At 69.7% G+C, this 21,966-nt stretch carries 20 protein-coding genes and 1 pseudogene; 13 read left to right on the forward strand and 8 right to left on the reverse strand.

Going from position 1 to position 21,966, the window contains the following annotated elements; genetic code table 11:
* Nucleotides 1-290 precede the first annotated feature (290 nt).
* Nucleotides 291-2,183, reverse strand: coding sequence for an amino acid transporter (locus tag ACFQVD_RS15350; RefSeq protein WP_343983737.1), 1,893 nt, complete (start codon nucleotides 2,181-2,183; stop codon nucleotides 291-293).
* 529 nt (nucleotides 2,184-2,712) lie between these two features.
* Here ACFQVD_RS15350 and ACFQVD_RS15355 point away from each other — a divergent pair.
* Nucleotides 2,713-3,480: a sulfite exporter TauE/SafE family protein gene (locus ACFQVD_RS15355; protein ID WP_343983734.1), complete on the forward strand. Its 768-nt coding sequence runs from the start codon at nucleotides 2,713-2,715 to the stop codon at nucleotides 3,478-3,480.
* 377 nt (nucleotides 3,481-3,857) lie between these two features.
* Nucleotides 3,858-4,826, forward strand: coding sequence for a GlxA family transcriptional regulator (locus ACFQVD_RS15360; RefSeq protein ID WP_343983731.1), 969 nt, complete (start codon nucleotides 3,858-3,860; stop codon nucleotides 4,824-4,826).
* A gap of 99 nt (nucleotides 4,827-4,925) precedes the next feature.
* Here the strand turns inward: ACFQVD_RS15360 and ACFQVD_RS15365 are convergent, their stop codons facing one another.
* The 4 genes from ACFQVD_RS15365 to ACFQVD_RS15380 form a co-directional block, all read right to left on the reverse strand.
* Nucleotides 4,926-5,486, reverse strand: a complete 561-nt coding sequence (locus ACFQVD_RS15365) for a hypothetical protein (protein WP_343983728.1) — start codon at nucleotides 5,484-5,486, stop codon at nucleotides 4,926-4,928.
* Nucleotides 5,487-5,945: 459 nt separating this feature from the next.
* Nucleotides 5,946-7,190, reverse strand: coding sequence for an RNA polymerase sigma factor (locus ACFQVD_RS15370; protein ID WP_343983725.1), 1,245 nt, complete (start codon nucleotides 7,188-7,190; stop codon nucleotides 5,946-5,948).
* Complete coding sequence (locus tag ACFQVD_RS15375; RefSeq protein ID WP_343983722.1) at nucleotides 7,187-7,555, reverse strand: YciI family protein; 369 nt, start codon at nucleotides 7,553-7,555, stop codon at nucleotides 7,187-7,189. The genes ACFQVD_RS15370 and ACFQVD_RS15375 overlap by 4 nt, the downstream gene beginning before the upstream one ends.
* Nucleotides 7,552-8,256, reverse strand: a complete 705-nt coding sequence (locus tag ACFQVD_RS15380; protein WP_343983719.1) for a DUF998 domain-containing protein — start codon at nucleotides 8,254-8,256, stop codon at nucleotides 7,552-7,554. Before ACFQVD_RS15380 ends, ACFQVD_RS15375 begins: the two co-directional genes overlap by 4 nt.
* 198 nt (nucleotides 8,257-8,454) lie before the next feature.
* Between ACFQVD_RS15380 and ACFQVD_RS15385 the strand changes: the two genes are divergently transcribed.
* Nucleotides 8,455-8,934, forward strand: a complete 480-nt coding sequence (locus ACFQVD_RS15385) for a hypothetical protein (RefSeq protein ID WP_343983716.1) — start codon at nucleotides 8,455-8,457, stop codon at nucleotides 8,932-8,934.
* Nucleotides 8,935-9,180: 246 nt separating this feature from the next.
* Here ACFQVD_RS15385 and ACFQVD_RS15390 read toward each other — a convergent pair whose 3' ends face one another.
* A complete protein-coding gene (locus ACFQVD_RS15390) occupies nucleotides 9,181-9,681 on the reverse strand; it encodes a MarR family winged helix-turn-helix transcriptional regulator (RefSeq protein ID WP_343983713.1) in 501 nt (166 codons plus the stop codon).
* Between the two features lie 58 nt (nucleotides 9,682-9,739).
* On the opposite strand from ACFQVD_RS15390, the gene ACFQVD_RS15395 reads away from it, so the two are divergent.
* The 6 genes and pseudogenes from ACFQVD_RS15395 to ACFQVD_RS15420 all read left to right on the forward strand — a co-directional run bounded on the left by ACFQVD_RS15395 (nucleotide 9,740) and on the right by ACFQVD_RS15420 (nucleotide 16,039).
* Nucleotides 9,740-10,579, forward strand: coding sequence for an alpha/beta fold hydrolase (locus ACFQVD_RS15395; protein ID WP_343983710.1), 840 nt, complete (start codon nucleotides 9,740-9,742; stop codon nucleotides 10,577-10,579).
* Between the two features lie 24 nt (nucleotides 10,580-10,603).
* A pseudogene (locus tag ACFQVD_RS15400) lies at nucleotides 10,604-11,479 on the forward strand (IS701 family transposase); the annotation flags it as partial.
* A 237-nt stretch (nucleotides 11,480-11,716) separates the two neighbouring features.
* Nucleotides 11,717-12,574, forward strand: a complete 858-nt coding sequence (locus tag ACFQVD_RS15405; RefSeq protein WP_343983705.1) for a serine hydrolase domain-containing protein — start codon at nucleotides 11,717-11,719, stop codon at nucleotides 12,572-12,574.
* The gene (locus tag ACFQVD_RS15410) at nucleotides 12,574-14,796 is read left to right on the forward strand and encodes a glycoside hydrolase family 3 C-terminal domain-containing protein (RefSeq protein ID WP_343983702.1); all 2,223 of its coding nucleotides are present in this window, start codon (nucleotides 12,574-12,576) and stop codon (nucleotides 14,794-14,796) included. Before ACFQVD_RS15405 ends, ACFQVD_RS15410 begins: the two co-directional genes overlap by 1 nt.
* The gene (locus ACFQVD_RS15415; protein WP_343983699.1) at nucleotides 14,793-15,722 is read left to right on the forward strand and encodes an alpha/beta hydrolase; all 930 of its coding nucleotides are present in this window, start codon (nucleotides 14,793-14,795) and stop codon (nucleotides 15,720-15,722) included. Before ACFQVD_RS15410 ends, ACFQVD_RS15415 begins: the two co-directional genes overlap by 4 nt.
* 8 nt (nucleotides 15,723-15,730) lie before the next feature.
* Nucleotides 15,731-16,039: a hypothetical protein gene (locus ACFQVD_RS15420; RefSeq protein WP_343983697.1), complete on the forward strand. Its 309-nt coding sequence runs from the start codon at nucleotides 15,731-15,733 to the stop codon at nucleotides 16,037-16,039.
* Nucleotides 16,040-16,043: 4 nt separating this feature from the next.
* On the opposite strand, the gene ACFQVD_RS15425 is transcribed toward ACFQVD_RS15420, so the two are convergent.
* Nucleotides 16,044-16,718, reverse strand: coding sequence for an SDR family oxidoreductase (locus ACFQVD_RS15425; protein ID WP_343983694.1), 675 nt, complete (start codon nucleotides 16,716-16,718; stop codon nucleotides 16,044-16,046).
* Between the two features lie 11 nt (nucleotides 16,719-16,729).
* On the reverse strand, nucleotides 16,730-18,421 hold the full coding sequence (locus tag ACFQVD_RS15430) for an IlvD/Edd family dehydratase (RefSeq protein ID WP_343983690.1): 1,692 nt from the start codon (nucleotides 18,419-18,421) through the stop codon (nucleotides 16,730-16,732).
* Nucleotides 18,422-18,494: 73 nt separating this feature from the next.
* Between ACFQVD_RS15430 and ACFQVD_RS15435 the strand changes: the two genes are divergently transcribed.
* The 4 genes from ACFQVD_RS15435 to ACFQVD_RS15450 are packed head-to-tail and all read left to right on the forward strand — an operon-like array spanning nucleotide 18,495 to nucleotide 21,928.
* The gene (locus ACFQVD_RS15435; protein ID WP_343983687.1) at nucleotides 18,495-19,253 is read left to right on the forward strand and encodes an IclR family transcriptional regulator; all 759 of its coding nucleotides are present in this window, start codon (nucleotides 18,495-18,497) and stop codon (nucleotides 19,251-19,253) included.
* The gene (locus ACFQVD_RS15440) at nucleotides 19,250-20,065 is read left to right on the forward strand and encodes an SMP-30/gluconolactonase/LRE family protein (protein ID WP_343983685.1); all 816 of its coding nucleotides are present in this window, start codon (nucleotides 19,250-19,252) and stop codon (nucleotides 20,063-20,065) included. The genes ACFQVD_RS15435 and ACFQVD_RS15440 overlap by 4 nt, the downstream gene beginning before the upstream one ends.
* Before the next feature lies 1 nt (nucleotide 20,066).
* Nucleotides 20,067-20,915: a fumarylacetoacetate hydrolase family protein gene (locus ACFQVD_RS15445; RefSeq protein ID WP_343983682.1), complete on the forward strand. Its 849-nt coding sequence runs from the start codon at nucleotides 20,067-20,069 to the stop codon at nucleotides 20,913-20,915.
* Complete coding sequence (locus ACFQVD_RS15450; protein WP_343983679.1) at nucleotides 20,915-21,928, forward strand: zinc-dependent alcohol dehydrogenase; 1,014 nt, start codon at nucleotides 20,915-20,917, stop codon at nucleotides 21,926-21,928. Before ACFQVD_RS15445 ends, ACFQVD_RS15450 begins: the two co-directional genes overlap by 1 nt.
* The last annotated feature ends 38 nt before the right edge of the window (nucleotides 21,929-21,966 follow it).

Here is a 21,966-nt window from a genome sequence, read left to right on the forward strand (position 1 = left end):
ACCGCCTTGACGACGAACCCGAAGATCACGAATAGCGCGATCGTCAGGGCGACGAAGATGACGTCAGCCATCCCCACTCCTCTAATCCGGATGTTTGGTCTTTCAACCCCACAGCAAAGCGGGAGATTTGGGAGATTTTGCCGTCGTTGACGCATCTCATACGCTCGCAGGCCAACCGTTGACGCCTTCTTGACGACACGGCGGAAACGGTGCGCAGGAGTGCCGTCAGGAGAGGCGCGCCTGTGACGCCGCCTCACCGGCGGGACCCGCGCCTCACCGCGGAGTAAGGATCACCCGACGTGGACGTGCGGCCTGCGGGTGATGTCCGGTTCCGCCTGGCGGAGGACCTCCCGGGTCATCGGCGGTACGTCCCCGCCGCCGAACAGCAGGTAGCGCAGCATCGCCGCCACCGGATTGCCCTCGGTCCAGTGGAAGTAGATGTGCGGTATCCGGCCCGTACGGTCACGCAGGTCGAGCAGGAGCGCGGCCAGCGAGTTGGGCACCGTGGGGCTCTCGAAGCACAGGATCCGGTGGCCGAAGCGTTCCTCGCCGTGCACGACCAGCTCGGTCTCGAACTCCGAGGCGTCGACGACCGTCACCTCGACGAACATGACCTGCTCCGAGCTGCGCAGGCGGTGGTTGAGCCACTGCTCGCGCAGCTTGTCGTGGTATTCGGCCTGGTCACGTTCGTGCGGCTCGTTGGCGATCAGGTGCACCTCGCCGCAGGACGCGTTGACGAACTGCTCGGCCAGCGGGTCATAGGTCACCTCGGTGACGCGCAGTTCGGTGGAGCGGGTCGTCCGGGAGATGAGCGAGGTCACGATGATCGCCACGATGAAGAAGGACGCTATCTTCACCCCGTCCGGGCGCTCGAACACGTTGTCCACCAGCGTGAAGGCGAAGACGGCGGAGACGGCGGCGAAGCCGCCCATCAGCCTGGTCTGGCCCTTGCGCCACGCGGACAGCGTCACGGCGACGGAGGCGGACAGGATCAGCACGAGCACACCGGTGGCGTAGGCACCGCCCTGGGCTTCGACATCGGCGTCGAAGATGATCGTGATGGCGAAGCCGATCGCGCTGAACACCAGGACCAGCGGGCGCACGGCCCGCGTCCAGTCGGGCGCCATGCCGTACCTGGGCAGGTAGCGCGGCACCAGATTGATCAGGCCCGCCATCGCCGACGCCCCGGCGAACCAGAGGATCGCGATGGTGCTGACGTCGTACAGCGTGCCGAACCAGTCGCCGAGGAAACCGTGCGCCAGGAATGCCAGCGCCCGTCCTGAGGCCTTGCCGCCCTCCTCGAACTCCTTCTCCGGGATCAGCACGGTGGTGACGAGGCTACTGAGGATCAGGAAGACGCTCATGATGATGGCCGCCGAGGTCAGCAGCCGCTTGGTGCCCTTGATCCGGGCCTGGACGTCGCCCTTGACGATCGGCATCACCGCGACGCCCGTCTCGAACCCCGACAAGCCCAGCGCGAGCTTCGGCATCACCAGCAGGGAGAGCCCGATCATGGCCATCGGGCTGGTGTAGGTCGTGGTCAGCGCCTGTTGCCAGTCGATGACCAGGTTGGGGGCGTCGAGCACATGTGTGACGGCCACGGCCACCACGATCGCGTTGAGCACGAGGTAGACGCCCACCAGGACGACGGCGATGCCGATCGCCTCGCTGAAGCCCATCAGGAACACCCCGCCGAGCAGGGCGAGCAGCACGAGCGTGACCAGTACCCGCCGGCCCGACAGGAAGTCGGGAACGAACGGGTTCTCCAAGATGTGGGCCGTCGCGTCGGCGGCCGAGAGCGTCATCGTGATGACGAAGTCGGTCGCGGCGAACCCGAGTAGAGCGAGCACCAACAACTTGCCCCACCACTGCGGGGCCAGCTTTTCCAGCATCGCGATCGAGCCCTGGCCGTGCGGGCTCTCCTCCGCGACCCTGCGGTAGACGGGCAGCGCCCCGAACAGGGTGAGGACGACCAGCAGCAGCGTCGCCAGCGGTGACAGCGCGCCGGCCGCTAGCGCCGCGATGCCCGGCTGGTAACCAAGGGTGGAGAAGTAGTCGACGCCCGTGAGGCACATGACCTGCCACCAGGTGTGCTTCTTGTGCGGACCGTGCTCGATCTGCCTACGGTCGGTCTGTAAGCCCTTGAGCAGCCACGCCTCTAGTGGCCCAGTCCTGCCGGCCACTGTCGGCCCCTCCCACATCAATTACCCGTAAAGCCGCAATGCACATTACTGACGTCAGAGCCCATCGATTCATGGCCAGGCGTCAAGAAAACGTCAATATTCACAGACAGGGCGTATGCGGCTATAAGCCGCGCACCGGGGCACTGCACGACGCTCCCGCGGGGGGATGTCCAGGCTGAAAACGAAGGTGGGCTCGATGCCCCGACCGCTCGTCCGGAGCCGGGACACTTCGCTGAGTGCCGAAGTGTTTCCGGTTTAGCGTCGGCCGGGTGAGAATCTCGCCGGACACCGGCCGTCAGACGGAATCGCCCACCCTGACCGAGGCAGGCGGCACCGCCGTGTGGTGGCGCTCGGTCCGCGACTCCATCCGCGCAGCCGGCTGTGCCCATCCACCGGGAGCCCCGGTGCGGGGACGGCGCCTCGCAGGATCGCCGGTTCCGGGAGCGCTCGGTCCGGTAGGGCGCGAAGCATGGCCCTCGCGCACCGCCCGGCCGGGCATGGACGCCGACTCCGCGCGGGAGGAGACGGCATGACGCCGTGGGAGATGCTCGCCGTCTTCGCGGCGGGCGTCGGCGCCGGCGCCGTCAACACCGTGGTCGGCTCCGGGTCACTGATCACCTTTCCCGTTCTGCTCGCCACCGGCATGCCGGCCGTCACCGCCGCGGTCTCCAACGCACTCGGCGTGATACCCGGTTCCATCGGCGGGGCCATCGGCTATCGCGCGGAGCTCAGCGGCCAGAGCCGGCGCATCCTGAGGATGAGCGCCGGCGCCCTGCTCGGCGGCCTCACGGGCGCCACGCTTCTGCTGGTCCTGCCCGCCACGGCGTTCGAGAAGATCGTGCCCGCCCTGGTGGGCCTCGCCCTCGTCCTGGTCATCCTCCAGCCCCGGATCAGCAGAAGCGTGCGGCGGCGCCGCGAACGCACCAGCGGTTCCGCCCGCCCCGACGGAGGCCCGTTGCTTCTCACCGGGCTGACACTCGCCAGCGTCTACGGCGGCTACTTCCCCGCCGCCCAGGGAATCATCTACATGTCCCTGATGGGCGTGCTCCTCGACGAGACCCTGCAACGTCTCAATGCCGTCAAGAACGTCCTCGTCGCCCTCGTCAACACCGTCGCCGCACTCTTCTTCCTTTTCTCCGCGGATTTCGACTGGACGGCCGTCGTACTCGTCGCGGCCGGTTCCGCCCTCGGCGGCCCGATCGGGGCCAAGGCAGGCCGCCGCCTCAGCCCCCCGGTGCTGCGCGCCCTCATCGTGGCGGTGGGTACCTTCGCCGTCGTCCGGTTGCTGCGTCACTGACCCAGGACCTTCGTACCGCACGTTCTCTGCCGCTGAGCACCGGATCCCGGCTTTGTTGACATGGCGCCGCAGTGAATCCGGTCGCGGCAGCGGCCACGGCCGCCGCGATGGCCATACGAGAGAATCCCACCATTCGATGCCCCCTTTCCTGTGCGCGGTGTCCTGTGCTCGCCGAGCTGATTTCGGCCCGGCGCGATACGCAGGTGTACGTCAAGCCGGAGGTCTCGAAGCCGCCATCGGCCGCCGGCGCCTCGGTGACCGGGTGACTTTCCTTGTGCTTCAGATCCAACGGCCGGCCGATCGCGCGAACCACGCTCAGCCTTGTTTTTGTCGGTAAACTTGGGATTCGTGTCGGTTCTCCAACAGGATGGGCACTCATGGATGAGCGGCTGACCGTCGTGGTCGGGTATCCGCAGTCAGAGTTGCTGGACATCGCCTCGGTGACCACGCCGCTCCATATGGCCAACCAACTGGGGGCGGCTCCCCCCTACCGGACACGCCTCGCCACCTCCGGCGGCAGGCCGCTGCCCTGTGACTCGGGTTTGACGCTGGAAAGCCAGGAGGCCCTCGAACACATCACCGGGCCGCTCGACACCCTTGTCGTCTCCGGCGGGATCGGTCACGAGATCGCCGCGGGCAATCCTGTGCTCCTGGCACACATACGTCGGCTGGCCGCGGTCAGCAGGCGGGTGGCGTCGGTGTGTACGGGCGCGACCCTGCTGGCCGCCGCCGGACTGCTGGACGGGCGGCGCGCCACCACGCACTGGAGGTACGCGGGAGCGCTCGCCGCCCACCACCCCAACGTCACGGTCGACCCCGGCCCGCTCTACATCCGCGAGGGACACGTGTCGACCGCGGCCGGCGTCACCAGCGCCCTGGATCTGACACTCGCCTTCATCGAGGAGGACCACGGCCCTCACCTGGCCCGCGTCGTGGCGCGTGCCCTGGTGACCTACTTGCAGCGGCCGGGCGACCAGGCACAGATCAGCATGTTCGTGGGCGCACCGCCGCCGGAACATCCGCTGATTCGACAGATGGTCGACCACATCGTCAACAGCCTCGACGGTGATCTGAGCCCCACGACGCTGGCCGCCAGGCTGAACGTGAGCGAGCGTCACCTGACTCGGCTCAGCCTGGAGCACCTGGGCCAGACGCCTGGCCGCTTCATCAGGCAGGCACGCACGCAGGCGGCCGAGCAACTCCTCGTCTCGTCGTCGCTCTCCGTGGCGGACATCGCGGCCCGCTGCGGTTTCGGCTCCGCCGAGAGCCTTCGCCGGTTGTTCATCGCCGAGTTCGGCGCCTCCCCCACCCGCTACCGTCAGGCCCGGGCCGAGCGCTCCGGGTGAGAGATCTCCCTGAACGACCTTCTGTGAGCGCCGTGAACGCGTCGCGCCGTCCCTCACCCCCTCGAAGGACCTGCTTCATGCGGAACGGCGCCCGGGGCCTCAGCCGACAGTGACCGTCCCGTACTCGTAGGAGGTGAAACCGTTCTCGTCCCCCCTGTGCCAGCGGCCGGTCATGACCTGGTCGATGCCCGCCTGTGAGGAGTGGTTGTCCTCCCTCACCTCCTGGGTCCAGTTCCGAGAGGTGAGCCGCACCTGACTTCCGCGCCAGTACAGCGTGGCGGAGAGGTACGCCGTCAGGCCGTTCTCATCGCCGAAGTGCCTCCTGCCGACGAAGGCCTGGTCTCCGGAAGTGACGAAGTACGAGTCGTTCTCCCACTGATTGGGGCCCCAAGACGCGTTGTGCTGTACGGAGACCAGTTCACCGTCGATGCGGATCCGACTGCACTGGTACGTGGTCCAGCCGTTCTCGTCCCCCCTGTGGCTCCGGCCGGTCAGCACCTCGCCTGCCGGGCAGGTGTAGACGCTGTTCGATTCCTTGAGGGTCGCGGAGGCGCCAGGGATGATCTCGATTGTCGGTGCCGCGGCCGCGGACGCGGGTGCCGAGGCCAGCGTGGCCAGGGCGGCCGCCGCCATTGCGACGGTCAGGGCCTTCTTGTACATGTCCGTGTCCTCCGGTTCGCGTTCTGCTTCGTCCGACGTGCGCCGAGAGCACAGTTGTGCCGCCGGCCCACCATCGCGTCCGGGGACAAGGTTGCGGACGGCACTGCTGATCGTCTTGGGGTTGACTTGCGAGTTCCTTGGGGGGATCGGAAGGCTCAGGCACTCATCGGATCAGGCGTGACTAACTGCCCCTCAACGGGGCAGAGGGCGCGCATGGTGAACTTTTCGGACATTGTGCTGGTCTTCCTGCTCCTCGCCGCCGCAGGCCTGGTCGTCCGCTACTGCACACGGCAACACCGCTGACCCATCTCGAACAGCAGAGACGTCCCGTTGTCCGTCAGGTGAGGGCATCGTAGTGCGCCCTGCCGACGATGACCTGATCTCCGGAAGTGACGAAGTACGAGTTGCTCTCCTTCTGGCGAGAGGGCGAGGTGGTCCAGGCCGCGCGCCTCGAACCCGTTATGCGCGGCCCGCTTTGCGGAAGAGGTAACGCATCTCCACCGCGTTCTCCGTCAGTTCGGCGGCTGCGAGGAAGTCGGCTCGTGCCAAGGCGGCATCGCCCTCCCGCTCCAGGAGGTGAGCGCGGATCGCGTGCGCGCGTTGGCGAGTGAGCGGGTGCTGGAGGAGCCCGTGCTCGCGGTCGAGCTGCTCCAGCAGCGACCGGGCGCGCGCGGCGCCGTAGGCGTGGGCGACGGCGACGACCCGCGCGAGCATGACGTGCCCGCCGGGCTCGACCTGTTCGAGACCGAGGTACAGCGCCGCGATCTGCTCCCAGTCCGTCTCGTCGGCGGATGCCGCATTGGCGTGGACCGCGGCGATGGCGGCCTGCAGCTGGTAGGCGCGGACGGCCCGCTTCGACCACGCCGCGCGAATGAGCTCCGATCCTTCGCGGATCATCGCGTGATCCCACCGGGCCCGGTCCTGCTCGGCGAGGGGGACGAGGTCGCCGGTCTCCGTCATGCGCGTGGACCGGCGGGAGTCGGTGAGGAGCATGAGAGCGAGGAGTCCGGCCGGTTCGGGATCGTCCGGCAGGAGCCGGTGCAGCAGCCGCCCGAGCCGGATCGCCTCGGCCGTGAGATCGGTGCGGGTGAGCCGCTCCCCGGAGCTGGCGGTGTAACCCTCGTTGAAGATCAGGTACAGCACGCGCATGACCGCCGACACGCGGGTCGGCAGGTCGCCGTCGGGTGCGAGCCGGAAGCGGGCGCCGCTCCTCCTGATCTGCTGCTTCGCCCGGCTGATCCGCACCGCCATGGTCTGCTCGGCGACCCCGTACGCGTGGGCGATCTCGAACGTCGTCAGACCTCCTACGGCACGCAGTGTCAAGGCGATCCGGGAGGCGGACGACAGCGCGGGATGGCAGCACAGGAGCAGCAGGTTCAGGCTGTCGTCGTGATCGGCGTCGACGGCGTCCGCGTCCGGATCGATGATCTGCGGCCGAGATGCGACGTACGCCTCCTCACGACGGTGCGTCGCCTGCTCGGCACGGAGAGCGTCGATCATGCGCCGGTATGCGACCCGGATCAGCCAGGACCGGGGCTGGTCGGGGATGCCGTCGTCGTACCATTGCCGGCTGGCCGCGAGCAGTGCGTCCTGCACGGCCTCCTCGGCGATGTCGAAGCGGCCGAAGCGGCGGACCAGCGCGCCGAGCACCTGCGGCGCCTCGGTGCGCAGCAGGTGCTCAAGCGCGTCGGGCCGGGGCCTCAAGCGAAGTCGTCTCCCATGATGGGGCGGATCTCCATCGGCTCGCCGAGCACCTCGACCATCCGGGCGACGATGTCCTTCGCACGGTCGAGGCCGGACACGTCGATGACGGCGAACGAGGCGAGCACCTCTTTCAGCTCGGCGAACGGGCCGTCCGTGAAGATGACGCCGCCCTCGGACCTGCGCACGGTGGTCGACACCGCCGGATGCCCCAGGCCCTCGCTGGTGACGAACTCGCCCGTGGCGCGCAGTTCCGCCTCGAACCGCTGGTACGCCGCGAAGGCCGCGAGGGCCTCCTCCGACGGGCTGTCGGCCGTGGCTTCGTCCCAGCCGGCGGTCGGCGTGTAACTGAGGATGAGGAACTTCACGATCTCTTCTTTTCCGATTCGAGGACCCTTGTCAGACTACAGAGCCGGCGTCCGGCGACGACGGTGCACCATCCGAAGGCGAAGACGCCGGTGATCGCGACCTGGACGCTGGCGATCTCCGGCATGACGGGGAGCAGCAGAACGAGCGCCACGATGCCGTCGCCGATGGCGGCGGCGACGCGACGGCCGCGGATGGCGCGGACCAGCGCCACCACGACGGCGGCGGCGAGCGCGGTGAAGGCGATGATCGCGGCGGCCATGTGCACGGCGGCATGCCACGAGGTCTCCGCGGCCGGGCCGTCCGCGGCTCCGACCGGGAAACCGTATGCCGCGTCCTGTGGGAAGAGCCCCGCGACGATGAAGCCGAGGCCGCCGAGGGCGATGAGCACAGGAACGGCGCCGCGGCCGATGCCGGTCGTCACGACCCTCCGGCGCGCGATGGCGAGACACACGAGCCCGAGGCCGGCCAGCACGAAGGTCGTCATCTGGATCCATCCGAGCTCACCGGTGGAGAGCTGGCTGATCGGGTGCACCCGAAGGTCGAAGCCGGGGCGGGTCGCCATCTGCACGGTCGCGGACAGATAGAACAGCGGGCCGGCCGCCGCTCCCGCGATCAGGAGGGCACGCGTCGCCGGATCCCGGCGCGCCGATGCGGCACGGTGGTGATCGAGGGCAGCGGACGAGGTGGTGTGCGTGGTCACGGTGTTCTCCTTCGTACGACGGAAGTGACGTTGCACCGATACCTCGGAGTCGAGCAGGGGTTCTTTACATCCCGGCCCGATCTCCGCACCGCGCCCAGGCCTCCTGGAACTTTCTCGCGACCTGATGTCAATCGCCGCCGTGGGTCTCCGACGTGTCGGTGGACGCGACCCGCCGGGCCGCCCACGAAAGGACGCAGCATGAACGACACCCCGCTCGACAACGTCACCGCCGAGGAGATCGACGCCTACGGCCTCGGCGAGCAGCCCGCGCCCAGCAGCGCGGTGGCCGCGCTCGACAGGCTCGTCGGCGAGTGGACCGTCACCGGAGGCGCCGAGGGCGTCATCCGATACGAATGGATGGCCGGCCGGCACTTCCTGCTTCAGCACGTGGAGCTGCGGCAGTTCGGCCAGAGCATCACCGGCCTCGAGGTCATCGGGCACCTCCACCCCTTCGGAGAGCCGGCCGGCACGGACGTCGTCTCCCGGTTCTACGACTCGATGGGCAACACGCTCGACTACGTCTATGAGATCGACGGCGACACGCTCACGATCTGGGCGGGGGCCAAGGGCGGCCCGGCCTACTTCCGCGGAACTTTCGAGGACGAGGACCGCGTGCTCGACGGAGCGTGGGTCTACCCCGGCGACGGCGGCTACCCCTCCACGATGACCCGTCGATAGTCGACGCCGGGAGGGCTCGCCTCGACGGCGGAGAGCCTCGGGCGGGCCCTCCCGCTCCCCCGTACCGGAACAAGAACGGAGACCGCGAATGACGAAACACGATTCCACACGCACCCGCGCCGAGGACATGGTCGTGTCGGCCGACGGCACCCCGATCGCCTTCGAGCGCACCGGGAACGGCCCGGTCGTCGTCCTCGTGTCCGTCACGCACAGCAGGCCGTCGTGCGCACCGGCGCGAGGCCCGGTTCAGCAGGCGTCGGGCGCGGCTTCCGTCAATTCGGCCCGGGACCGCAGTACATCGTTCACGCCGGCGAGCATGGATCGCAGCACGCGAAGCGCGGCATCGACGTCAGCGTCGGTGAGGTCGCCGGCCGCGCGGCTCAACAGCCGATGCTCGCGGGCGATCACCGCCGCGATGGCGGCCCGTCCTTCGTCGGCGAGCCGGACCAGCGAGGAGCGGAGGTGGCGAGGATTGTCGACCAGCTCGACGAAGCCGGCTTCTCGCGCCTCGTGGACCATGCGCTGCACGAACTGGCGGCTCAGCTCCTGGGACGCGGCGATCGCCGGGACGGTCAAATCCCCCTCGCGATGCAGCTGCTCCAGCACCGCTCGGACCCCGACCGACATCCCCGTGATCGGCTGGTCCCGCTCCACGGCCCGTGAGGCCTTGCGGTAGAGGGGGCCGACGATCAGATACACCTCGGCGAGACGAGCGGCGAGGCGGTCTGGCGGCAGCGGAGCACTCATCGCACGATTATGACACCTCAGTTGCCATATGCGAATAAATTATGACACCTTGGTTGTCATGATCCCTCGCACCATCTCCCTCACCGGCCAGACGGTCCACCTCGTCGACGTCCCCGCGTCCGCCGACGAGCACCGCACTCCGCTCGTCCTGCTCCACGGCGGCGCCGTCGACCACCGGATGTGGAGCCCGCAGCTCGCGGCGTTCCCCGAGCGTCGCGTCATCGCGCCGGACGCCCGTGGTCACGGCGACTCGTCCGATGCCGATGCGCCGTATCGGCTCGCCGACGATGTCGTCGCGGTACTGGACGCGCTGGACATCGACCGGGCGGTTCTCGCCGGTGTCTCCATGGGAGGCGGCACCGCGGTGGACATCGCGTTGGAGCATCCCGACCGATGCGCCGCACTCGTCGTGTCCGGCACGGGCACGAGCGAGCCGATCTTCACGGACCGGTGGTCGCTGGACGCTTTCGGCGCGTGGAGACGGGCCGAGACGGAGGGGGACGCGGAGGCCTGGATCGAGGTCTTCATGCGATTCACCCATGGCCCCTATCGCGACCGCGGCGATGTCGATCCCGCCGTCGACGCCCTGATCGAGCGGATGGCACGCGACACTCTCGGCCACCTCCGGCTCGACGACCATGGCGCGCCGCTGCCACCGACTCCTCCGACGCCGGTCACGCGCACCTGGGAGCGGGCGAACCGAATTCAGGTGCCGGTGCTCGCCCTCAACGGCGCCCTCGACGGACCGGATCATCGGGAGAACGGCCGGCGCCTCGCCGGGGTCGTGCCACACGGCGCATACCTGGAGATCGACGGCGCGGCCCACTACGCCAACCTGGAGGGGCCGACCGAGTACACCCGCGCCATCCGGGACTTCCTGCGAGCACACGAGCTCTGACGTGCCCCGGGACTCCCTGCCCAGCGCGGGCGCCGCGCCCGTGACAGGCTCCGGGGACGGCCGGGCAGAGCGGAACCGTCCGTTCCCAAGGGCAGATCGGTCAAGGAGGCCGGCTTGACCGGAGAGCTCACCCAGCTACCCGGTAAGACAGCCGCCGGCTGCGCCCGGCGGCACCGGCAGGGCCTCACCCGGTCAGGCGGCCGGTTCCGGAGGCGCCAAGCGGCGAAGGTCTACGGCCAAGACCCGCGCCTGCGCACCCTGCTGGAGCGGCGGCGGATCGGCTACGTGCTGGCCATCGCGGGCAACCGGCGGGTGAACCTGGAGGGCGCCGACCGCAGCGCGGCCGACATCATCGCCGACCTCGCCGACCGGCACTGGCACCACTACCGCGCCGGTCAAGGCGCCAAGGGCCCACGCTGGTACGCCCGGGCCCGGGCACGCATCAACGAAACCGCGCCCACCGGATACCGGTGGCTGCTGATCCGCCGCAACCTGACCACCGGCGAGTTCGCCTTCTACCGCTGCCAGGCGCCCACGCCGATGCCGCTGACGGCCCTGGTGAAGATCGCGGGTATCCGATGGGCGGTCGAGGAGTCCTTCCAAGCGGCCAAAGGCCAGGTCGGGCTGGATCACTACCAGGTACGCGGTTGGACGGCCTGGTACCGGCACATCACCCTGGCCATGCTCGCCCTGGCCTTCTTGGCCGCGATCGCCGCCACCCAGCGCCCCTGCGACGAGGAGTACATCGCGTTGACCATGCCCGAGATCCGCCGACTGCTGACCGTCCTCATTCTGAACCCCCACCGCACCGCAGCGCAGGTTCTGCACTGGTCACAATGGCGCCGACGCCATCAAGCCACCGCCCGCCGCTGCCACTACCAGCGCAGATCCCAACCGTGATCCCGAAGTGTCACTGGAGTATGAAGGCGACGGTCCCCTCGGGAGGATCTGATGGGAAAGCCGGGCTGAGACCCGGCACGAGGCCGTCGTCATCGCCCGCAGACTCGGGCGCCTCCCCTGATCTGTTAATAAAACGTTTCAATTCCCTCTTGTCTCGCCCTACGGCCGGAGTTAGATTCCTTCTCCAGAAGCACTGAGACGTATAAGCGACTCTCTGTCACCAAGGAGATCTTGACGGTGATACGTGATCAGATCCAGCGGGCCGTGGACGACGGCATCTGGCCCGCCGCGCAGTTCGCCGTCGCCCGGCACGGAGAGATCCTGGCGTTCGAGTCGTTCGGCGACGCCCGCGGCACCGACCGCTTCTGCCTGTTCTCAGCCACCAAACCAGTCGTGGCCTCGCTGCTGTGGCAACTGATCGGCGAAGACCTGATCGGCCTGGACACCCGAGTGGCCGAGCTGTGGCCCGAGTTCGGCGCCCACGGCAAAGACGTGATCACCCTCGAACAGGTGCTGCTGCACACCTGCGGCCTCCCCGGCGCCGCCATCGACCTCGACGCCATCGCCTCCCGCGAACGGCGAGCCGCCCAGATGGCGGCCTGGCGGCTCGAATGGCAGCCGGGAACCCGCTACATGTACCACGCCACCTCGGCGCACTGGGTGCTGGCCGAGGTGATCCACCGGGTGACCGGCCAGGACTACCGGCAGGCACTCCGTGCCCGGATCCTCGACCCGCTCGGACTCGACCGGCTGGAACTGGGCGTGCCGATCGACAGGCAGGCAGACCTCAAGCTCGTGACCACGACCGGGACCCGCTCGATGGAGGTGCTCGAAGCGCTGTTCGGGCAACCGGTCGACGTGGCCGTCCTGGATGCCGACTCGGAGAGGACGTTGGCCATCGCCAACGATCCGAAGCTACGCGCGGTGGGCGTGCCGGGCGCGTTCGGCCACGGCGGGGCGGGCGGTCAGTCCGCCTGGGCCGACCCGGAGACCGGCCTGTCGTTCTGCCTGCTCGTCAGCGGGATGGACCGCGATGTGCTGGGTGACCACGAACGGCACACCGCCATCGAGTCGCAAGCGGCGCGGTGGGCATGATGTCTGACCGGGTCACGGATCTCACTCTCGCCGAACAGGCCTCCCTCACCTCGGGCGGCACGGCCTGGACCACCACCGCCGTCCGCGACGTGGTCCGATCGCTTCACCTCTCGGACGGCCCGCACGGACTCAGGCGCGCGCAGGACGAGTCGCTGCTGTCCGCCAGCGTGCCCGCGACCTGCTTTCCGCCCGCCGTCACGTCTGGATCGACCTGGGATCCCGCACTCGTGCGCCGAATGGGCACCGCCCTGGCCCGGGAGGCTTCGGCACTCGGCGTCGACGTGATCCTGGGCCCCGGGATCAACATCAAGCGCAGCCCCCTGTGCGGGCGCAACTTCGAGTACTTCTCCGAGGACCCGCATGTCAGCGGCGTCATGGGGGCGGCGCTCGTCGAGGGCATCCAGTCGCTGGGCGTCGGCGCCTGCGTCAAGCACTTCGCCGTGAACAACCAGGAGACCGACCGGATGCGCGTCAGCGCGGACGTCGACGAGCGCACGCTGCGCGAGCTGTACCTGTCCGCTTTCGAACACGTCGTGCGCGAGGCCGGGCCGTACACCGTGATGGCCTCCTACAACCGGATCAACGGCGTGTACGCGTGCGAGAACCTGTGGCTGCTGACGCAGGTGCTGCGCCAGGAGTGGGGTTTCGACGGCCTGGTCATGTCCGACTGGGGCGCCGTCAACGACCGGGCCGCGGCTCTGGCGGCCGGGCTCGACCTGCAGATGCCGCCGGACGGCACCGATCGCCAGGTCGTGGCGGCGGTCGAGGATGGCCGCCTGGACAGGGCGGCCGTCACCGCCGCCGCCACGCGCGTGCTTCAGCTGCGGGAACGGGTGGACCGTGCGCAGCGCTTCGACGACTGGGACGTGGACGCCCACCACGAGTTGGCCCGCGAGGCGGCCCGTGCGGGCGCGGTCCTGCTGAAGAACGACGGCGGCCTGCTGCCGCTCGACCCGGCGGCGCACCTCACGGTGGCGGTCATCGGCGAGTTCGCCCGGACCCCCCGCTACCAGGGCCACGGCAGCTCCCGAGTGACGCCCACCCGCCTGGACAACGCCTGGGACGCGTTACGGCAGGCGGCGGGCCCGGACCTGAAGCTGACCTTCTCCCCCGGTTTCCCCCTGACCGGCGCGCCCGACCCCGGGCTGACGGACGAGGCCGTGGCACACGCCGCGCAGGCGGATGTCGCGCTGCTCTTCCTCGGTCTGCCGGAGGAGTCGGAGACCGAGGGGCGCGACCGCACGGACATCGAACTCCCCCGCTGCCAGGTGGAACTGCTGCGCTCGGTCGCCGCGGTCTGCCGCAAGGTCGCGGTCGTGCTGGCCAACGGCGCGCTGGTCTCGGTGGCCGACTGGCAGGACGACGCGCAGGCCGTACTGGAAGCCTGGCTCGGCGGCCAAGCGGGCGGCGCCGCGCTGGCCGACCTGCTGTACGGCGCCTGCAGCCCGTCGGGCAAGCTGACCGAGTCCATCCCGCTCCGGCTCCAGGATGTGCCCTCCTACCTGTACTTCCCCGGCCAGGACCGGCACACGGTCCACGGCGAGGGCCGCTACGTCGGCTACCGCCACTACGACACGCTGGACCTGCCGGTGGCCTACCCCTTCGGGCACGGGCTGAGCTACACGACCTTCTCCTACAGCGACCTGAAGGTGGAGCAGACCGGCGACAACTCCTGGACGGTCCGCGCCACCGTCACCAACACCGGCCCTCGCCACGGCGAGGAAGTCGTCCAGCTCTACGTCGCCTTCGACGAGCCTCACCCCACCCGGCCCCGGCACGAACTGCGCGGCTTCGCCAAGCTGGCGCTGGAGCCCGGCGCCTCGGCGCGGGCGGAGTTCCGGCTCGCCGGTCGCGACCTGGCCTGGTACTCCACTCAGCGGGGTGGCTGGCGCATCGACCCCGGCACGTTCACGGTCGAGGTGGGCGCCTCCTCCCGCGACATCCGGCTGCGGGCCGAGTTGTCCACGCTCGGCGACGGCATCGCCGACGAGCTGACCGCCGCCTCCTCGCTCGGCGAATGGCTCGACCATCCGGTCGGCGGCAAGCTCCTCCGTGACCGGCTCACGGCACACCCGGGTGCCGTCAAGCTCGACGACGTCGACCCGCACGTGCTGTCCGCCGTAAGCCAGATCCCGCTCGGCAAGTTCGTCGGGCCCATCCTCGGGCTCACATCGGAAACCGTCACCGCACTCACCGCGGCCGCGCAGAAGGAAACAGCATGAGCAACCACGAGCTCCATCCGGAACTTGCCGTACGGCTTGAGCGCTTCGCCGCGCAGGAACCCGGCGTGGAGACATTCGAGATGCTGGGGGCGCCGTTCGGCCCGCCCGAGACGTGGGACCTGAACATCGAGGATCGCGAGATCCAGGGGCCGGGTGGCGCTCTCCGGCTGCGGATCTACCGCCCCGTGAGCGAGGCGTTCGACCGGCCGTGCCTGGTGTGGCTGCACGGCGGCGCCTGGGTCGGCGGCGACCTGGACATGCCCGAGGCTCACGAGACCGGCCGAGGTGTCGCCGGGAGAGCGAACGCCGTCGTGGTCTCCGTCGAGTACCGCCTGTGCAACGAGGAGGTGCACTTCCCCGATCCGCTCGACGACGTCGTCACCGCCTATCGCTGGGTGCGGGAGCACGCCGCGGACCTCGGCGTCGATGCGGCCCGCGTCGCGCTGGGAGGCGCCAGCGCCGGCGGCAACCTGGCTGCCGGAGCGGCTCTGCGGCTGCGCGATGAAGGCGAGGCGCCCTGGCAGGCGCTGCTCCTCTACCCGCTGGTGCATGCTCCGCTGCCCGCGCCCTCGGCCGAACTGGCCGCGGCTCTGGCCGAGCTGCCCGCCGGGCTGAGCATCCCGAAGGAGCTCCTGGCTCAGGTGTTCGCCACCTTCCTGGACGGCGGCGCGGTCGAGACGGCCTCGCCGTACGCCTTCCCCGGCCACGCCGAGGACCTACGCGGTTTTCCGCCCACCTACATCGACAACGACGAGTTCGACAGCCTGCGCGGCAGCGGTGAAATCTTCGCCGAGCAACTGCGCGCCGCCGGGGTGGAGGTCGAGCAGGTCATATCGCCGGGTGTGCTGCACGGCCACCTCAACCTGGTCGGTCTCGACATCGCGCACGCCACCCTCGACCGCATGGCGGCCCGCCTGCGCAAGTAAGGCATCCGGTGACCGAGGTCGGCGGGATCTTCGACACACGGTTCGAGTCGAAGGACGACGACTTCGTGGGCGTGCAGACCTACACCCGGATGGTCTTCGGACCGAACGGCCCGATCAAGGCCGCCCGCACCGAGCGCACCTTCCAGACCGGATGGGAGTACTACCCACAGACTCTGGGGCACGCCGGCTACGCCATGAACTTCGGCCTGGTCAGCGTGGACCGGGAAACCTTCGCGCGCACCCCGAAGCCCAGCTTGCACTGGTTGGGGAGGGTGGCCGCCACCAACGGAGCACACCTGGACGACGGCCGGCCCTGACCGCTCAGTACGTGGCCCGGCCGCCGCTGATGTCGTAGACGGCGCCGGTGGAGAAGCTGACCTTGTCGGAGGCCAGCCAGGCGATCAGCTCGGCGACTTCCTCGGCTCGGCCGACGCGGCGCATCGGGATGAGGTCGGTGATGTGGGCCAGGGCCTCGGTACCGGTGTCGGCGTTCATCGGGGTCTCGATCACCGCCGGTGCGATGGCGTTGACCAGGACACCGCTGGTGGCCAGTTCCTTGCCCAGCGACTTGGTCACCCCGATGACGGCCGCCTTGGAGGCGGAGTACGGCGCCATGTTCGGGTTGCCGTCCTTGCCGGCCATGCTGGCGAGGTTGACGATCCGTCCCCAGCCGCGCTCGCGCATGCCGGGAGCGAAGGCGCGGCAGGTGTGGAAGGTGCCGTCGACGTTCACCGCGAACGTGCGCCGCCAGCCGTCCAGCGGGATCTGCCACAACGGGGCGTTCGGCCCGACGATTCCGGCGGAGTTGACCAGGATGTCGATTGGGCCGACCTCGTCGGCGGCGGCCTGGACGGCGGCGGCGTCGGTGACGTCCACGACCAGGTCGGCACCGTCGGCGACGTCGAGCGTGATCACTTTGACCCCGTCGGCTTCCAGGCGAACGGCGGCGGCCTTGCCCAGGCCGCTGACCCCGCCGGTGATGAGTGCGGTGCGCATGGAGGGCCCTTTCAGTGGGATTCGCGGGCCACCCGGTCGCCGCTGGAGCCGATGAGGAAATCGAGGTCGGCACCGATATTGGCCTGCTGGACGGTGTCGACGTACAGCCGCTCCCACCCACGGGCGGGCGCGGCGAAACCGGTGGTGACCGGTTCTCGAGTGGACAGGTCGGCTTCGACGTCGATCCGCCTGCCCGGCACGTCGAGAACGATCATGTCGCCGGTGCGGACCTTGGCGAGCGGGCCGCCCGCAGCGGCCTCGGGGGCGACATGGAGCACGACGGTGCCGTAGGCGGTGCCGCTCATGCGGCCGTCGCAGACGCGCACCATGTCGCGCACCCCCTGGGCGAGCAGCTTGGCCGGCAGCGGCATGTTCGACACCTCCGGCATGCCCGGGTAGCCCTTGGGTCCGCAGCCGCGCAGGATCAGCACCGAGTCCGCGGTCACCTCCAGGTCCGGGTCGTCCAGGCGGGCGTGCAGGTCCTCGATCGAGTCGAACACGACCGCCGGGCCGCGGTGACGCAGCAGTTCGGGGGAGGCGGCGGCTGGTTTGATCACGGCGCCGTCGGGGGCGAGGTTGCCGTACAGTACTGCGATCCCGGCATTCTCCCGCAGCGACTTGTCCCGGGGACGGATGACCTCACGGTCGTGGACCGTCGCCTCACCGAGATGCTCGACCAGCGGGCGGCCGGTGACCGTCAGCGCGGCCGGGTCGAGCAGGTCCCGCACCTCGTTCAGTACGGCATGCAGACCGCCTGCCCGGTACAGGTCGTCCATCAGGAACCGACCGGCGGGCTGCAGGTCCACCAGGAGCGGCACGCCGGAGCCGTAGCGGTCGAAGTCGTCCTGGGTCAGCTCGACGCCGAGCCGTCCGGCGATGGCCAGGAGGTGGACGACGGCGTTGGTGGAGCCGCCGAGCGCGGCCAGGGCGACGACGGCGTTGAGGAACGAGCCACGGGTCATGACCTGGCTGGGACGACGGCCGGCGGCGATCATGTCGACGATCAGGCGGCCGGTCTCGTGGGCGCCTTCCAGCAGGCGGCCGTCGGGGGCGGGCGTGCCGGCCAGACCGGGCAGGGTCATACCGAGCACCTCGGCCAGCAGGCCCATGGTGGAGGCGGTGCCCATCGTGTTGCAGTGGCCCTTGCTACGGATCATCGACGACTCCGAGCGCAGGAACTCGACCTGGCTCAGCGTCCCGGCCCTGACCTCCTCGCTCAACGCCCACACGTCGGTGCCGCAGCCCAGCGCGACCCCGCGGAAGTGGCCGGTGAGCATCGGCCCGCCGGGCACGACGACCGCGGGCAGGTCGACCGAGGCGCCGGCCATGAGCAGGGCGGGGATGGTCTTGTCACAGCCGCCGAGCAGCACCACCCCGTCGATCGGGTTGGCGCGCAGCATCTCCTCGATGGCCATCGCGGCCAGGTTGCGCCACAGCATGGCCGTCGGCCGTACCTGGGTTTCCCCGAGGGAGACGACCGGCAGGTTCAGCGGCACCCCGCCTGCCTCCCACACGCCGCGTTTGACGTGCTCGGCCACCTCGTCCAGGTGCATGTTGCAGGGGGTCAGGTCGGAGGCGGTATTGGCGATCGCGATGTGCGGACGACCGTCGAAGGCATGCTCCGGGAGCCCGCGCCGCATCCAGGCACGGTGAATGTAGGCGTTGCGGTCGCTCCCGCCGTACCACTGGCTGCTACGGGTCATCCCGCCTCCCTTGGTGAATTTCTAGGAATATATCAGTTTTCACTGTTCGGAACGATGGTCTAATATTCGGAATATGGATGAATCCAAGCTGGTCGGATCCGACCGGGTGCTGGCGGTGCTGACCGAGCTGGCCGGCCATCCCGACGGGATCGGACTGGAGGAGATGGCCCGGGCTGTGGCCAGTCCGAAGCCGACCGTGCACCGCGCGCTGGCCGCGCTGCGCCGCGCCGGATTCGCCGCGCGGAACGGCCACGGCCGCTACCTGCTGGGCGACGAGTTCCTGCGGATGGCCTTCGCCCACCACCAGGCCCGGCCCGACCACATCCGCGTGACGCCCATCCTGGAGGCCCTGTGTGAGCGGTTCGACGAGACCGTGCACTACGCGGTGCTCGACGGGCGTTCGGTGGTCTACCGCTCCAAGCTCGATCCGCCCACCGGCGCGGTGCGGCTGACCTCCATCGTGGGCGGGCGCAATCCCGCGCACTGCACGGGCGTTGGCAAGGTGCTGCTCGCCTACGCGCTGCCCGACCTCGACGCGGTCCGTGCCTGGGCGGGGGACCAGCCGCTGGAGCGACCGACGGAGCACTCCGTCGGGGCGGTCGAGGACCTGCATGCCGCCCTGGTCCGCGTCCGCGAGCAGGGCTATGCCACCGACGATCAGGAGAACGAGCCGGGCGTCAACTGCGTGGCGGTTCCGGTGTACCTGACCTCCCCCACGGTGCCGAGCGGTGCGATCAGCGTCAGCGGGCTGACCTACCGCACCCCCCTGGACAAGCTCGTCAGCGAGCTGCCCGCCATCCGCGCCATCGTCGCAGGCGAGGAACCCGCATGATCGCTTCCCCCGCCTCCGCCGACGTCTACACCCTGGGCGAGGGGCCGGTCTGGGATCCGGTACGGCAGCGCCTGCTGTGGGTGGACATCGTCGCGGGAGCGGTCCACGAAGGTCGCCTGGACGGCGAGCGCATCGACGTCACCGGCTCCCACCGGTTCGACTCCACGGTGGGCGCGGTCGCCGTCTCCGCCGAGGGTGAGCTGATCGTCGCGGAGAGAACCGCCCTGACCCGGGTCGGCCTGGACGGTAGCCGTACCACACTGGCGCAGGTCCGCACCCGCGGCCGACTCAACGACGGCGCGGTCGACCCGGCCGGACGCTTCCTGATCGGCAGCCTCGGACAGGTGGGCCAGGAGGTGCTCGCCCGGCTCGACGAGACCGGCATCACCTACCTCGACACCGACCTGACGCTCTCCAACGGCCTTGCCTGGATCGACGGCCGCCTCTACAGCGTGGACACCGGCTCGGGCATCGTGTGGGTTCGCGACTACGACACCGGGCCACGCCGAGAGGCGTTCAGGATCACCGAGGGCCTGCCGGACGGGATGTGCGCCGACGCCGACGGCACCCTCTGGATCGCCAACTGGGGGCTCGGCCGAGTCGAGCGCCGTACCACCTCCGGAGACCTGCTGGCCTTGGTCGAGACCGGCGCACCGCACACCACCAGTGCCTGCTTCGCCGGGCCCGACCTGGACATCCTCGTCATCACCACCGCCACCCAGGAGCTGAGCGAGCCCGGCCCACTCGACGGACGCCTGTTCACCGCCCGAGTCGGCGTCCGCGGCCTGCCCGTCCCCTATTGGAGAAGCTGACATGTTTCTGATGCGCATCGGCGCCCCCGGCGCCGAGAGGCCGGTCGTCCGGCTCGACGACACCCACTACATCGACGTCTTCGACGTCACCCCCGACTTCGGAGAGCGCTTCTTCGCAGCGGGCGGGACGGCGCTGCTGACCGAGCGGGTGGCACGCGGCGATGCGCGCGAATTCGCCGGGGAGCGCATCGGCGCCCCTATCGCCCGGCCGCACCAGATCCTGTGCGTCGGGCTGAACTACAGCGACCATGCCGCCGAGACCGGCCAGGCCGTGCCAGACGAGCCGATCCTGTTCGCCAAATCCCCCAACACGCTCGTCGGGCCGTACGACGACGTGCGCATCCCGCGCGGCGCCACCAAGACCGACTGGGAGGTGGAGCTGGGCATCGTGATCGGCAGGCGCACCTCCTACCTGGACTCGGTCGACGAGGCCGCTTCCTGCATCGCCGGCTACTGCGTCGTCAACGACGTCAGCGAGCGCGCCTTCCAGATGGAGCGCGGCGGCCAGTGGAGCAAGGGCAAGTCCGCCGAGACCTTCAACCCGGCAGGTCCCTGGCTGGTCACCCCCGACGAGATCGCCGACGTCCGCGACCTGGACATGTGGCTGAACGTCAACGGCGTGCGCAGGCAGACCGGCAGCACGAAGACGATGATCTTCGACCCGTTCTTCATCGTCCACCACCTCAGCCAGTTCATGGTGCTGGAGCCCGGCGACCTGCTCAACACCGGTACCCCTCCCGGTGTCGGCATGGGCTTCGACCCACAGGTCTGGCTCCAGCCCGGCGACCTCGTCGAGCTCGGCATCGACGGCCTGGGCAGCCAGCGCCAGCGCGTCGTCGGACCCCGGTGATGCGCGCACTGGTCCTGACCGGGCCGGGCAGGGCCGAGATCCAGGAGGTCGAGCTCCCGAGCGCCGGGCCCGGCGAGGTGGTCGTGGACGTCGAGCGGGTCGGCGTGTGCGGCACCGACGTGGAGTTGTTCACCGGGAACATGAGCTACCTGCACACCGGCCGCTCCTGGTACCCGCTGCGCCCCGGCCACGAATGGTGCGGACGCGTCACCGCCGTCGGCTCCCACGTCGCCCCTGCCTGGCTCGGCCGCCGCGTCACCGGTGACACCATGCTCGGCTGCGGACGCTGCGAGCGCTGCCATACCGGCCGCCACCACCTCTGCCCCGACCTGGCCGAGATCGGCGTCAGCCTGGGCCGTCCGGGCGCGCTGGCCGAACAGATCGCCGTGCCCGCCGCCGCGCTGCACGACCTGCCCGACTCAGTGGATCCCACGCTCGGCGCGCTCGCCGAACCCGGAGGCAACGCGCTGCGAGCCGTCCTCGGCACCACCCTGAATCCGGGCGAACGGCTCCTGATCCTGGGCACAGGCACCATCGGACTGCTGGTGGCGCTGTTCGCGCGAGCCCAGGGAATCGAGACCCACCTGCTGGGCCGTGACCAGGACGCCGTGTCCCAAGCGCGACAGCTCGGCTTCACCGACGTCTGGACCCGGCCCACGCTGCCCCCGCTCCCCTGGCACTCCATCGTCGACGCCTCCAATGCCGCCGAACTGCCCACCCTGGCCCTCGACCTCGTCGAACCCGGCCGCCGGATCGTCTACATCGGGCTGGCCGGCGCCCCGTCCACGATCGACACCCGTGACCTGGTGCTGCGGGACATCACCGCCGTGGGCATCCTGGGCGGCTCGGCCGGTCTAGCCGGCGCGATCGCCGCCTACGCCGACGGCTCGGTCGACGCCCGTCCGCTCGTCTCGGCCACTGTCACCCTCGCCGAGACCGCCGACGTCCTCGCCGGACACCGCCCGGCCGGCCTGGGCCCAGGCCCGAAGGTGCACATCGATCCACGACGCTGAAGCCGGGGCCACTGATACGATTCAGTGCCGTTGGCATC

Origin of the sequence: Streptosporangium amethystogenes subsp. fukuiense (genome assembly GCF_042665875.1) — a bacterium.
Taxonomy (GTDB): domain Bacteria; phylum Actinomycetota; class Actinomycetes; order Streptosporangiales; family Streptosporangiaceae; genus Streptosporangium; species Streptosporangium fukuiense.